Annotated in this window: 12 protein-coding genes and 2 pseudogenes; 11 read left to right on the forward strand and 3 right to left on the reverse strand. The window is 39.2% G+C overall.

All coding sequences use genetic code 11. The annotated features are described in order from the left end of the window. Window positions 1–51 precede the first annotated feature (51 nt). Window positions 52–1,281: an IS110 family RNA-guided transposase gene (locus tag FFL34_RS11205; protein ID WP_138601661.1), complete on the reverse strand. Its 1,230-nt coding sequence runs from the start codon at window positions 1,279–1,281 to the stop codon at window positions 52–54. A 382-nt stretch (window positions 1,282–1,663) separates the two neighbouring features. Between FFL34_RS11205 and FFL34_RS18265 the strand changes: the two genes are divergently transcribed. The 6 genes from FFL34_RS18265 (at window position 1,664) to FFL34_RS11230 (ending at window position 5,410) form a co-directional block, all read left to right on the forward strand. Further along, complete coding sequence (locus FFL34_RS18265; protein ID WP_171046345.1) at window positions 1,664–1,834, forward strand: hypothetical protein; 171 nt, start codon at window positions 1,664–1,666, stop codon at window positions 1,832–1,834. A 53-nt stretch (window positions 1,835–1,887) separates the two neighbouring features. Next, window positions 1,888–2,370 carry an ArpU family phage packaging/lysis transcriptional regulator gene (locus tag FFL34_RS11210; protein WP_138603513.1) on the forward strand — a complete coding sequence of 161 codons (483 nt, stop codon included), beginning with the start codon at window positions 1,888–1,890 and terminating at the stop codon, window positions 2,368–2,370. Between the two features lie 483 nt (window positions 2,371–2,853). Beyond that, window positions 2,854–3,189 (forward strand): YolD-like family protein, encoded by a 336-nt coding sequence (locus FFL34_RS11215; RefSeq protein ID WP_171046346.1) that lies wholly within the window; start codon window positions 2,854–2,856, stop codon window positions 3,187–3,189. 433 nt (window positions 3,190–3,622) lie between these two features. Further along, window positions 3,623–4,006 (forward strand): XRE family transcriptional regulator, encoded by a 384-nt coding sequence (locus tag FFL34_RS11220; protein WP_138603515.1) that lies wholly within the window; start codon window positions 3,623–3,625, stop codon window positions 4,004–4,006. 14 nt (window positions 4,007–4,020) lie between these two features. After that, window positions 4,021–4,791 carry an ImmA/IrrE family metallo-endopeptidase gene (locus tag FFL34_RS11225; protein ID WP_138603516.1) on the forward strand — a complete coding sequence of 257 codons (771 nt, stop codon included), beginning with the start codon at window positions 4,021–4,023 and terminating at the stop codon, window positions 4,789–4,791. Beyond that, on the forward strand, window positions 4,781–5,410 hold the full coding sequence (locus tag FFL34_RS11230; protein WP_138603517.1) for a hypothetical protein: 630 nt from the start codon (window positions 4,781–4,783) through the stop codon (window positions 5,408–5,410). The genes FFL34_RS11225 and FFL34_RS11230 overlap by 11 nt, the downstream gene beginning before the upstream one ends. 281 nt (window positions 5,411–5,691) lie before the next feature. Here the strand turns inward: FFL34_RS11230 and FFL34_RS11235 are convergent, their stop codons facing one another. Next, a complete protein-coding gene (locus tag FFL34_RS11235; RefSeq protein WP_138603518.1) occupies window positions 5,692–6,099 on the reverse strand; it encodes a hypothetical protein in 408 nt (135 codons plus the stop codon). A 245-nt stretch (window positions 6,100–6,344) separates the two neighbouring features. On the opposite strand from FFL34_RS11235, the gene FFL34_RS11240 reads away from it, so the two are divergent. Both FFL34_RS11240 and FFL34_RS19035 read left to right on the forward strand, forming a co-directional pair. Beyond that, a complete protein-coding gene (locus FFL34_RS11240; RefSeq protein WP_138600479.1) occupies window positions 6,345–7,706 on the forward strand; it encodes an IS4 family transposase in 1,362 nt (453 codons plus the stop codon). A gap of 10 nt (window positions 7,707–7,716) precedes the next feature. Next, a pseudogene (locus FFL34_RS19035) lies at window positions 7,717–7,818 on the forward strand (chromate transporter); the annotation flags it as partial. Window positions 7,819–7,997: 179 nt separating this feature from the next. Here the strand turns inward: FFL34_RS19035 and FFL34_RS11250 are convergent. Beyond that, window positions 7,998–9,683, reverse strand: coding sequence for an IS1182 family transposase (locus tag FFL34_RS11250; RefSeq protein ID WP_138603519.1), 1,686 nt, complete (start codon window positions 9,681–9,683; stop codon window positions 7,998–8,000). Between the two features lie 304 nt (window positions 9,684–9,987). On the opposite strand from FFL34_RS11250, the pseudogene chrA reads away from it, so the two are divergent. From chrA to FFL34_RS11265, 3 genes and pseudogenes are all read left to right on the forward strand, one after another. Beyond that, a pseudogene (gene chrA / locus FFL34_RS11255) lies at window positions 9,988–11,009 on the forward strand (chromate efflux transporter). A 164-nt stretch (window positions 11,010–11,173) separates the two neighbouring features. Beyond that, window positions 11,174–11,893 carry an HAD-IIB family hydrolase gene (locus FFL34_RS11260; RefSeq protein ID WP_138603520.1) on the forward strand — a complete coding sequence of 240 codons (720 nt, stop codon included), beginning with the start codon at window positions 11,174–11,176 and terminating at the stop codon, window positions 11,891–11,893. Then, a complete protein-coding gene (locus FFL34_RS11265) occupies window positions 11,890–12,963 on the forward strand; it encodes a haloacid dehalogenase-like hydrolase (protein WP_138603521.1) in 1,074 nt (357 codons plus the stop codon). The genes FFL34_RS11260 and FFL34_RS11265 overlap by 4 nt, the downstream gene beginning before the upstream one ends. The last annotated feature ends 13 nt before the right edge of the window (window positions 12,964–12,976 follow it).

Genomic DNA, 12,976 nt, shown 5'->3' on the forward strand with positions numbered 1-12,976 from the left:
TAAATGGAAATTACTGGTAATCAGTAAAAGGATTTAGAAGCTATTTGTGCTTCATGCATTCACGCTCCTTTTTGGCGTGTAGATTTGGTGATTGCGTAGTAGCACATCCACCAAACGCACTAATTTTCTTGCGGTTAAGACGAGTGCTCTTTTGTGTTGATGCTTAGGTACTTCACTGTATTTTTTCGCGTAATATGCTTGATACTCAGGAACGTGCCGTCTTACCGAGTTGGCGGCTTCAACCAGGTAATATCTGAGGTACTGATTCCCGTTACGCGTAAGTGAAGTGTCGTCAGCTGTGAAGCGGCCTGATTGGTGCTTTCGCCAATAAAGGCCTGCATATTTGGCTATCTTAGTTTCATCATCAAATCGCTCAATTTGGCCGATTTCGGCGATGATTCCCGCAGTAAACACGGGCCCGATGCCTGGGATAGTGACAAGCGTTTGTGGCAGTCCAGCCATGATACGCTCGATTGCTTTATCAATTTCCTTTATCTGTTTTTGGAGTGTGCGAATGACTTCGATAGTTGTACCAAGAATAACATCGATAGAGTCTTCCACAACCTTGTCCAGACGGTAAGAAGAACGAACGGCTTTCTGAATGGATTTCGCAACACATTCCGGGTCACCAAAGCGATTTCTGCCCTTTTCTTGTAGAAAATCAGCTAGATCTTCAACCGGCATTTGCGCAAGTTCATCCAGACTGAACTTCTCGAAAAACAGTTCCATCATGGCATTCCCAAAAACGGAAGAATCGACTTCCTCTTTGAAGGTATTGCATTTAAAACTCAAGTGTTGAAGGAAGTGCTGCTTTTCCTTGGTAACCTGATGAACTAGCTGATACCTGGAGCGTGTAAGCTGTTGGAGCGCAACATATTGGCTCTCTTTGACAACAGACATTGGCAATCGGCCAAAACGCAGATAATCGGCGATGACGAACGCATCAATTTCATCGGTTTTGTCCATGTCGCTATAACTCTTTTTAAAGTTCGCAATCTGTTTTGGATTCATGACAAATACCTCTGCGCCAAGTGCTTTGAGTGCCTCATCATGATGAAGAAACATGGATGGATGAAAACTATAAACGGACGTGGATTCAAGCCCGAATTTGAGCGTATCAACAGCCTGATCACGCAAATATTCCAAAACAGTATCCCGAAGCTCACTAGCACCAGGAAGGTCATTGGAAACCGTGAAGGATTTAACCTTTTCTCCTTCACCATCCAGCAAACAAATCTTGATATCAAAAGAACTAACATCTAATCCAGCAAATAATTTCATGGGGGGTTCTCCTCCTTTCGATTTAGAATCATTGGTACTATTTCTTGGACGCCCTGAGATATCCCTAGTGTGAACGCCGATCAGCAACCTCGTGTATAAGTACTAACCCTGATTCGAAAGCCGCCCTGGGGCTACTAACACCCAGGTTCGAGATTCAGGGTGCACAGCCTGCGAGTAGGAAGGTCCGAACGCACACTGGGAAACAGTCTTTACGTGTGGTCTAGCCACAAGGGGGAAAAGAATTGTCCCAAATGATCCTAAGACCATTATCTAGGAACATCACGGGACGTCCAAGACTTTTGACTATATCCAGCAGGAAAAGTAAGAAAATATGGGCTCAAATGATAGGGCCTAAACATAATATACGAGGGGGGATGTCGTTGTGTCTCAAATTGATCAAACGTATTTGAAACAAGAATGGGATTATTATGATGTGAACCTGGCTAAAGCTTTGGAAGCTATCCAACAAGATGATTTGGATCATGCCTCAATTTATTTTCAACGGATAGCATGGGTAATGCATTCATTGGCTAAGCATCATCCTGCCAATTGAAAAAACCAGGGTTGAAATCAATATCTAAGATGTAAGAAAGGGTGAATCGCTTCATGCAATTTAGCTCGGATGTTGAGAACATATTCACGCAAGAGGAGATTGAAGATATTTTAAAGGATGAACAGAACTTCTATATCGAGCATGCGGAAAATAACTGGCTAAACCGGTATTTTAAAGTTAAAGCAATGGCGAACGAAACGAAGGTACCAAGCATCGTTTCATCTATATCCGATATGCCTCATGGATCCGGCAATTTTAACAAGAGCAAGACAGAAATGTATGCCATAAGAACAATACAAGCATCAGAATGGTTAGAAATATTGCATTCAACCATACATTCATTAAGTCCCATTGAACAAGAATTGATTGAATTGAAGTATTTGCGTAGACGTCATGACGGTTCTCGATATAGTGACGAGGTCATTTATCCGCAGCTATTTGTCGGCAAAACGAGGTATTATGAAATAAAGAAAGAAGCATTGGAAATACTTGGGCGACATCTATACGGTGTCTTTGCTGAAAGGGGATTTTCCTGATGATGGGAGTTGTTCATACAGTCAAAAAATCATTGCTTATCTTGTTATTCTTTATAGTGTTTATTGCTTTTTCAACTTTCTGTGGCATTATATTCCTGGCTGTCTTCCAGTGGTTTATGCATACCGAGATTTATTTGAACATAGTTTATTCTGCCGAGTTTTGGTTATGGGTTCTGGGTATTCCATTTATCATCATTTTCCTCATGACTTGTGCGAAGTTATAATGCACAAGCGTTAAAAGTGGTTTGGTAAAATCAAAAAATAGTTCCGTTTACTCCTTTGGACATGATAGTCTAAAGGGGTATTTTTGCGGTAAAAAATCACACTATTTGGTACTTTTCATAAAAACATTGCAAAGAATCCATGAATAGTTATGGATTACATGTTATTACCTTGATATTAATTGACGCTTAAAATTCATTGCACAGAACTGTTAATGTTATGTTATAATGCGAACAAATGTTTGATTTTGGAGGTTTTAAAATGAGTGAAGTCAACGATAGAGGAACAAAAAAGTGGACTGCTATGATGATGCCGGAACATGAAGAGATGTTGCAGCAAATGTGGCAAGAACAAGAATATAAAAAGAAGCCAATCCTCGATGAACAAAAGCAATTTGAACTCAATACTAAGTTACAACTTGCCTTACAAAATGATCTTACAGTCGAGGTTGAATATTACGATCATGGTGTACATGATTTTCAAAAATTAAAAGGTAAGTTATTGATGGCCGATACACTGGCTAATACGCTGAAATTTGACAACGATGAAAATACATCGGTTCCCCTTGATGATGTTATGGAGGTTGTGATTGATTAATACGCTGTTAAACAATACTTAAACTGTTTTGACCAATCTTATCGAATTTTATGTTAAAATAATTAAAGTTTGAAATAGTGAAAAGTCTGTTACACCAAGTTTTGAATAGCGGGCATTAGGTATATGCTAATTTTTCCGACTTTGGGTCTTATAACAAATAGCTGAAGGTACAAAAATAATATTGAGCTTAATTGCATATCCCTTTTTGAAGTTTATCTTCAGATGGGTTTGCAATTAAATACAATATGATATTTTATACTTGATGCAAAACAACTGAAATGTTATAAATATTAAAAATAAATCTGTATTATTTGTTATAAGAAATATTTCTTAGGGTAATGATAAGTAAACATCTAACTGAATTGAAATCATTTCTGTTTACAATTTGTGTGATGTCTTATATACTTTATAATAAGAGTATTGGAGTGATATTATGCAAACAATTTTGGATAAAGTGTACTCTAACCCTTCCGAAAGACCCAAATACACAAGATTTGAATTGGCTAAGCTAGTTCAAGAACGTAGAGAAGAATTGAATATGTCAATCGAAATGGTAGCGAGTAAATACGAAGTTACAGAATCATTGTGGAAAAGCATTGAAGATGCATCAAGAGTTTTTAATACTAAAATTTATAAACTTATTGGTGATTTTTTAAATATGGGTAAAAACGAAATGTTAGCAGTAGAGAAGGATGATATTACATCCCTTAGCTTTCGTACCGATGATGAAGAACATCCAGACATACAAGAAACTGTTCAGCTTGCTAATATTATTTTTGATGAGATGGTAATGCAAGAAAAAATTGGATCAAAGTAATCAGGGGTGTTTTTTTGTCGAATAAAAATAAATTAACTCCTGGGAAAAAAGAGGAGTTATATAAATCGGTAATCCCAATTGCTGAAGAGTTTCGAAGTCGTTTCCTCAACAAAGATAAACCTATTGAGGACACTTTTAAAACACTAGAGCGATTGGGGTTTTTTATTGTTAAGTTCCCAACTCATAAAGATTTATCAGGATTTTATATTGAAAAAAGTGGATATAATTGTATTTTTGTAAATAGTTCACATTCCTTAGGAAGACAATTTTATTCTGCATGGCACGAGTGCTACCATGCATATACAGGAGATAACGGTGGGATTAGTCTTTTTGGGGATATGAAATACAGTGAAATGGAGCAAAAGGCGGAATACTTTGCTAGTTGTATCCTCATGCCGGAAGACTTGGTAAGAAGGTACATAAATGAAAACGGCCTATCTAATTTAAAGTACATTAGGTATGAGCAATTAATTATTATGCAGAATTACTTTCGTGTCAGCTTTAGCGCCCTTGTAACAAGATTAATAAAGTTATATCCTAAATTCAAAGGTGATTTATCAAAGCGGTATAACTTAGGCAGACCTGAAAACGCCCAAAAGTTACTTGAAAAAATTCATGCCGTTGATGGGGATAAATCTTTGGTTCTTCCAACGAATAAATTTTCTGTATCACAAAGGTTTCTTGAACTTCTATATAATAACTTAGATGAGAATCGGATATCTGCTGATAAGGCTCAGTCCGTTTTAGAATTGCTAGAGGATATGAAGAAAAAATATGAGTCCTAATTTCTCTAAATTTCCAATTTGTGATGCAGATATGTGGGTGTATTTATATTTAAGTGATTTTTTAGGTAGGGTTTTGCAAAAACACGAAAAAATAGTATTTGCCGATGTTGTTGAACAAGAAATACTGGCATGGGAACGTAATAATAATAAAGATAAAAATATTGCAACTTTTTTTAGGCAATGTAAAAATAATGGAGATTTATTAGTTATTCAGCATGAATTACATATAGATATAGACGATCGTGACTTTTTGGAACAAGCATTAAAAGAATTAAGTTTTACAAATGGCCTGGAAAACAATCCTAAGGAAAAGAACAAGGGTGAATTTGTTTCTGCTTTATATGCTGACCATTTTGAAATGCCATTTATGAAAACGAATGATAATGCATTTCAAGAAGGTGGCAAAGGGAGAAGTGAATTCCCAGAATTAAAAATAAAAAATTGGTATGATATTGTTGAGGAATTTGCGATCAACCAAGATGAAAAAATAAGGATTAGAAAAATAGTAGATAAGGAACAAAAACGGATGAATCGTCAGTACGAGAAACTAAAAGAAGAGGATAAAAAGCAAATTAACTTACAAACACTTGCTCAAATGATTAATAAAAAGCGATTATAAGATTAATGATAAGACTATAACCGCTGCTAGCAAGTGAAATTATACTATAAAATTCAAGGAATATTTATAGGTTTAATGATACTAAGAATTGGACATACCAAATATCCTTATCGTTCAACCGATAAGGATTCGGAATGCTCCGAACACTGGCGGCTTACGATTGTATAAAAACTTCCGATGTGCCATGGATCCAGTAAACGAGTTTGTCGGCATAGGCAACCGCACCTTGTGTAGTTTGCCCTCGTTTCTTTTACGATCATAAAGCCTGTAAATTACTTGTTTCATTGGAAGAGCATTTTAATGTACATCTGCGGTCTGACGATATGACCATAATAGATAGGATTCTGAAAGGGATTACGGTCTGCCGCGTCCTTTAATTGGGTTGCTTTATTCAATAACCATGTATAAGAGCGTTTTGTCCCAAGTTGACGCTTACGTCTTCTTCGTTTTTTTGCATTCTGTTCTTTTATGTTAAAAAACACACCGTGACTTACTGACACTATTAATTCTGAATTATAGTGTTTGTTAGCTTGGATTTGGTATTTAATTGTGATTTTATAATCTTTATCTTCAATTTTATTTTTAACAATGTTTAATACGACTCCGTTAGGTGTGTAATTAATTGCCCTTATATTTTTAGGTGATACTAATGGCTCTATATCACTCTCATCGTTTTCTGCTGTTGCCATTATACCAGCTACTGCATTGTGGCTTATATTAACAAAATATAAGGAAATTATATTCTCTGGATCATGATTCTTATCAGCTCAACTTTCGCACCAATAAAATCGCAGTAAACTCAGGACATAGAGGAACTTGTAGCCTCTGACATATCATGATTGACAATGATGTTTATACATGAAAAAACACCTCAACGTTTGGTATAGTTGATTTAACCAGAATCACTACCAAAACAGAAGAGGTGCCTACTGCTATGATAGCTAAAAACAACCCAAATAATCAACTCCCAAAAGAAATAAAAGCAACGTTTAAAGAATTGAATGTGTTCAGACACCTGCGGAACGCAGGTATCACGAAATCGTTTGGTTTTTCATGTGCTTATATTTTCCAGCTCATTTTTTGTTTAATCTTTGAAAACAAAAATTGGTTTCGAGCGCTTGAAAGCAAACAATCCGGGGATATACCGGCCAAGGATACCGTTTATCGATTTCTCAATCAATCGACATTTAACTGGCGTCGTTTTCTGCTTTCACTGGCTTCTCAAACGATTGTGAAGGTGTCAAAGCTAACCCGACATGACCGTCCCAAAGTATTTATATTGGACGATTCATCCTATGATCGTAACCGAAGTAAAGACGTCGAGCTTTTAGCTCGCTGCTTTGATCATGCCTCGCAAAAAATGCGCTTCTATAAAGGATTCCGCATGTTGACCCTGGGCTGGTCTGATGGCTCGACATTTCTGCCTGTTGATTTTTCGTTATTGAGTTCGAAAAAAAGCCAAATCAACGGTATATCTGAAAACGTTGATAAACGGAGTTCCGGTTACAAACGTCGGAAAGAAGCTCTGCAAACAGCACCGGAACAAATTCCGGGGATGATTGCAGGGGCAATGAAAGCTGGCATTGATGCATCTTATGTGCTGATGGATTCATGGTTCACTCAGCAGCCCCTTATTAAGAATCTGACAGATCAGGGGTTGGATGTGATTGGCATGGTCAAAAAATTAAAGCAGCGTTACATTGTAGATGGCAAGCGCGTCAGCCTGGATCAATTGTATCGCTTGGCTAAGCCAAGCGCTGATAACAAGCGTATCCTGCGTTCCATTCATACGACACAGGCGAATGGTGTGCCTGTCAAAGTCGTTTTCGTCCGTAATCGAAATAAGAAAAGTGACTGGCTTGCGATCCTGAGCACGGATTGCACCTTGAGTGATCAGGAAATCATCCGAATTTACGGCATGCGTTGGGATATTGAAGTGTTCTTCAAAACAACAAAATCCCTTTTAAAACTTCAAAAAGAATTCCAAAGCCGTTCTTATGACGCTCTTATCAGTCACACAACAATTGTGTTTGCAAGGTATATAGTGCTTTCGTGGCAGAATCGCTGCAGCACAGATGACCGAACCTTGGGTGGCATGTTTTATGAATTATGTGAAGAAGTCCATGACCTCGATTGGGCTGTTGCCCTGCAACAGTTAATTGGGCTTCTTGAAGATACGCTGTCCAAAAGTAATAAGAAAATGAAACAACTTATCAAAAGTCAACTACAACAATGGCTAGCGGGCCTGCCCAATTATATCAAGGCATACCTGCCTGTTTTAACCTGCGAAAGTTGAGTTATTAGAAATCCTATTGGCTTCCATCAAACTCGGATTTACATCTTTTGGAGGTCCCGTAGCGCATTTAGCTTACTTTAAAGACGAATATATTGATCGCCGGAAGTGGCTAGGAGCCTTGGACAGAAGTATTTCAAAAAATCCCGCTTCATTTCACTACAACCTATTTTTATGTAAAAAAATGGAAATGATTTAAAAAAGGGTATGCCAAATAAGCTTCACGTTTATGTCATTTTTTTAATTTTTATAAACGTATTTGTTTATACCTCCCTCCTTTCAAGTATCGCTTCCTCAGGCAGTATCTTGGAACAAATGCTCTTTTTCGTGAACAGTCTCTTGATACGACACACTATTGAAATAGACTTTTAGTATCTTTCGGATATTATGCATGACGCAATGCAATTTGAATTCACGCGAAGCGTTGTCCATCCCGCGTCCATGCATCTGTTTCCACCCATCCTGTACTTGAATGTTGCCCCACACTGGCTCCGGAACACTTTTTCTCTGACTCAGGATTTCTTTTCCCTGCTCCGTGTTGGCCTTTTCTTTCGCTTCTTCTCTGAGGCGATCATGTTCCATATCCCGATCGATTTTGCGAATACCGTCTTGTGCTTTTGTACATTGCGCACTGAGCGGACAGGCCAGGCAGGCCTCCTGATTGCTGTATTCGTCAATCCGTCCCGATTTTTTCGTTTTCTGCCGCGTAAGCGTATGCCCCTCCGGGCATGTATAGGTATCGGCCTGTGTATCATACACAAATTTATCCTTGGCAAATGGGGATTTTGCCACTGCGTACGACCCGTAAAAGTCAATCCCTTTATCTTGCATGACCGCTATATTATGGGCTGAAAAAAATCCGGCATCAGCGCCAGCCTGCACGCCGGCCAGCGAACCGCATATGTTTTCCGCATGCTCCAGCGTTGGCTGCAATCCAAGTTGATCGGAAGCATTGTTGCTCGTATGTGTACCAAGGATGATATGCGCCTTGTCATCAACCCAGGCAAAATGGTTGTAACACTGTTGCACACCGTGATGTTTCGTGACCATGATGCTGGAGTCTGTATCCGTAAAATTAATTTGTTTCCCTTCCGGGATTTTTTGATTCCCATGTTCCGCTTTCCATTTTTGCTCCAATGTCGTTTTTGCCTGTTCCATGGTGTGAAGCCGATTATGCGTAAACGCTATGTTGTTCAGGAGATCCACCGTTTGTTCAAACGATTCCGTTGGAACGTCGTTCAAAAGGGGGGAAGAGGTTTTCAGCGTTTCCTCTTCGAGACCCTGACTTTTTTCGGCTTCCTCGTAATCGAGGTTGAATACCTGTTGTTCCTTGTCCCGCAGCTCTTGTTGATGCTGTTGTCGCAGAATGTGATGCACCCGCTGAGCCTGCTCGTGTATACAGGCCTTCAGCTCCTCTTCCGATATTTGTTCTGCCTCATCTATGTAGGGTTTGATGGATTCAAATAATGCTTCCAGTTCATTTGTTTGGCGATTGATCTTGTTTATCAAGTGCTCATAACTCATCGCTTTGTGCTTAGAGGCATTCGCTTGGACTTTGGTACCATCAATATACATGCGCTGCCGACCAATTAAGGCCAATCCTTCACAAATTCCGATGATTTGGGATAAAAAACGATCCGCTTCATTTAAAAGGGCATCGATTGTGCGTTCGACGGTCTTATAACCCGGCATGCCCATGCCGGATAATAGCCACTGTGCACCAATGCTGTCTTCGGCAAATTTGCAGATCTTTTGCGCTGCATAATGACCGTGATACATGGCGTATAAAATAACAGCCGTCAATGTGCGGCGGGTGTATGGTGGCGCGCCCATTGATAATGGGGCATAAAAAATCAGATCCAGTTCATCTACCAGGTATGAAAAGAAACGGGCTGCATGAGGTTTGTGTTCAATTTTTTCTTGTAATAATTCCTGGAAAAAAACAACCTGATTCGGGGCGTCGGGGCTGCGTTGCGCCATTTGATCTCTCCTCGTTTTTGACGATTCCAACGAAGAGCGCCTGAAAAATGTTGGTATTATGAAGCAGAATAGGCTATAATACGGATTAGGCACTCTTCGGTGGTATGTTTATCCAAGAACATTATACCATGAAAAGAGTGCTTTTTATATGTCTAAAACCTAATTACTCCTGTCTTGGCGGGAGATCAAGCCGTTTCATTGAAAATCTGATGTTCCACTCGCTAATTTACATATTTTTACATAAAACCCGTTATACTTCTGTCTAAGGCTCCTAGATGATAAAACCTATACGGATATTATTGCTCTGTGTCAGTTCCTTCCAGGGCCGGCAAGTAGTCAGGTGGGTATTTCTATAGGAATGCTTCGAGGAGGCATTTTGGGAGGAATCATATCATGGATTGGTTTTACCCTGCCATCGGTGATGGTTCTCATCATCTTTGCCATGTTTTATCAGACTTTTACTTTAGGGGATGCAGGGTTTATTCATAGCTTAAAAGTCGTAGCCACAGCGATTGTGCTACACGCTGTAATCGGGTTAGGCAAGAAAATGACACCCGATAAAACACGACTTGCTATCGCCATTGTGGCTGCCTTTATTATGCTGCTTTATCCAACTGCGTGGATGCAGATTGTTATCATAGTCAGCGCAGGTGTATTAGGTATAAAACTATTTAAAGATAAAGCAGAATCAAAAGTAAAACCCTTTTCTATCAACATTTCTAAGAAAACAGGAATCACTTCATTAGGAATTTTGATCTTTGGTCTTATTGCGTTGCCTATCATAACGAAGCTAACAAACAACCCGTTGCTTAGTATTTTTGATATCTTTTTCAGGGTTGGTTCATTGGTCTTTGGCGGAGGGCATGTTGTCCTGCCCATGCTCGAACGAGAAGTTGTTCCAACGGGCTGGATGTTACCTGAACAGTTTCTTGCTGGATACGGATGGCTCAAGCCGTCCCTGGACCATTATTCACGTTTTCCAGCTATTTAGGAACGATTATGGAAGGTATTGGCGGCGCAGTTGTCGCAACCATAGGTATATTTTTACCGTCCTTTCTACTTGTTATCGCAGCTTTACCTTTTTTAAATGAATTACGTAAACATTCAACATTCCAAGGCATTCTTATGGGTGTGAATGCTAGTGTTGTTGGGATCTTGTTAGCAGCATTCTATGACCCAGTTATCAAGAGTTCAATTTTTGATGCATCAGATTTTGCCTTAAGTATTGTCCTATTCGCCTTATTAAACATTTGGAAGGTTCCAGCGTGGCTTATCGTGATATTGGGTATTGTAGGTGGTTATATTATCAGTTTTATCGGCACCTGACCCTTCAACAATCCGAACTAATTGCAGAAAACGAGGATTCAGGCGTTGTTCTTACTTCCAAAAGAAGACTCCTTCCTCAATTCTTAATCAAATGATTACACACAGTTAATAAACACTTTACATTTAGGTGATATGGTTGATGTGTAATAGAAGGGAGGAAAAGAATGAATATTCGTGCATTGTTTATTGATATGGATGGAACATTGCTGACGTCATCAAATGAAATTTCACAACGCAATGTGGAAACAATCAACAGATTGACAAATCAGGGTGTTAAAGTTTTTCTGGCAACAGGGCGTCAATATGAGATTACAGCACCTTACCATCGTCTGCTTGGCTTGAAAGCACCGATGATCTGCCTGAATGGGGCTTCCATTCATGATGGATTCACGGGAAGTGTTATCCAGATGAATCCGGTTGTGCTGGATGAAGCGTACTTCCATCGTGTAACGAATGAGATCACGTGCAATATCATTGTGCATACAACCGACGGTCTCTATTGCAACAAGACGTGCAAGGAGATTGATGAGTGGACCAGAGAAAGTAAGGATCCGCCAAGGTATATCGGCGACTTACGGCATGTAGATCACCGGAATGTGCTGAAATACAGTGTCAGAACAGGCTACCATGGTTCGCATATGTCACATTTATTTAGTGATGTAGCAGATGTCATCAACTGGAAAGATGGGTTTGAGATAGTTGCCCCCGGTGTTTCCAAATGGGCTGCTATTAATGAAATTTCAACAAACAGTAAACAGTTAAAATCAATACAATTGCTAGATAGGGGGAAATGGGCACCCAAAACGTTCGAAGCTATCCAGAATTTAATTGAAGAATATGGTGTGGACAGTCCCGGTTATGATTCTGAAAAAAACCATATGTGATTTTCGATTGGGATAATACATGTATTTTCCATGATGCGGAAGAGGCTTTATTCTTATACCAAATAGATCATCTTGCATTTAAACTGACACCGAGCCAATTCGAAAGCATTATAAAACGTAATGTGACTGATAACTCATTCTCAGATGATTACCGAAACACCGATGGGGGACCAGTTACGCTTAAATCGATTTCAAAAGACTTGGAACGTGATTATTGTTATCTTTACGATCACTATGAAAAGTTCAAGGGAAGCGAACCGTTGGAAGAGATTCGGTTAACCGATTATTTTAAAGATTTTAAAGTAAAGCTTTATTTTCTCTATGCGGCTATTGGGGGTACATATGGCCCTGAAGTAGCATATCCATGGATGCAGCGTTTATTTACAAATATGACCGTTCAGGAAGTGCAGAAATTAGCGGAAACCTCCAATGATTTCAATCTCGGACAGGCACTGGCCAACGTACATTTGACCAGTCCGGAACTATTATCAGGAAGCGCTGGGAAAGTCGTAGTGTATTATGTAAGTGGTTTACGAGTCATCTCTGAGATTTCTAACCTAATGAATACATTTCGGAAAAGGGGCATTGACGTTTTTATTGTATCAGCTTCCATGGAAGAAATTGTTGAAGTATTTGCAGCGAATCCTAAATATGGTTACGGTCTTCCAAAAGAAAATGTATTCGGAACAAGACTTAGGAAAAAGAATGGGATAATGCAGTCAATCCAACAGGACAACTGGCCTGTTGCGGCACATCATGGTAAAACACTTATCATCCGTAGGGAGATTGCAGCTAAAAGAAACGGAACTGAACCCTTGCTTGTTGCAGGTGACAGCAGCAGTGACTATGAAATGTTAACAGAATTTAAAAATATGAAACTTGGCTTGATAATCAACTGTTTACAGAAGGGCAATATTGCAGACCTTTCAGAGAAATGCAGTCTTGAAATAAAAGAAAGCGGGCCAACATATGCGCTTCAAGGGAGAAATGAAAATACTGGTTTATTGCATTTGTATGAGTCCACGACCAAATTGGGAACAAATGAAATAGTATTATTGCCAGATCGCTGATTGGATGTATGCA

Source organism: Lentibacillus cibarius, from assembly GCF_005887555.1.
Classification (GTDB): domain Bacteria; phylum Bacillota; class Bacilli; order Bacillales; family Amphibacillaceae; genus Lentibacillus; species Lentibacillus cibarius.

What these genes read in the sequence shown, in the direction of transcription:
- FFL34_RS11235 (WP_138603518.1), bottom strand. Translation starts at nt 6,099, where the DNA reads ATGGCAACAGCAGAAAACGATGAGAGTGATATAGAGCCATTAGTATCA.
- FFL34_RS11230 (WP_138603517.1), top strand. Translation starts at nt 4,781, where the DNA reads ATGAGTCCTAATTTCTCTAAATTTCCAATTTGTGATGCAGATATGTGG.
- FFL34_RS11215 (WP_171046346.1), top strand. Translation starts at nt 2,854, where the DNA reads ATGAGTGAAGTCAACGATAGAGGAACAAAAAAGTGGACTGCTATGATG.
- FFL34_RS11250 (WP_138603519.1), bottom strand. Translation starts at nt 9,683, where the DNA reads ATGGCGCAACGCAGCCCCGACGCCCCGAATCAGGTTGTTTTTTTCCAG.
- FFL34_RS11260 (WP_138603520.1), top strand. Translation starts at nt 11,174, where the DNA reads ATGAATATTCGTGCATTGTTTATTGATATGGATGGAACATTGCTGACG.
- FFL34_RS11220 (WP_138603515.1), top strand. Translation starts at nt 3,623, where the DNA reads ATGCAAACAATTTTGGATAAAGTGTACTCTAACCCTTCCGAAAGACCC.
- FFL34_RS11205 (WP_138601661.1), bottom strand. Translation starts at nt 1,281, where the DNA reads ATGAAATTATTTGCTGGATTAGATGTTAGTTCTTTTGATATCAAGATT.
- FFL34_RS11240 (WP_138600479.1), top strand. Translation starts at nt 6,345, where the DNA reads ATGATAGCTAAAAACAACCCAAATAATCAACTCCCAAAAGAAATAAAA.
- FFL34_RS11210 (WP_138603513.1), top strand. Translation starts at nt 1,888, where the DNA reads ATGCAATTTAGCTCGGATGTTGAGAACATATTCACGCAAGAGGAGATT.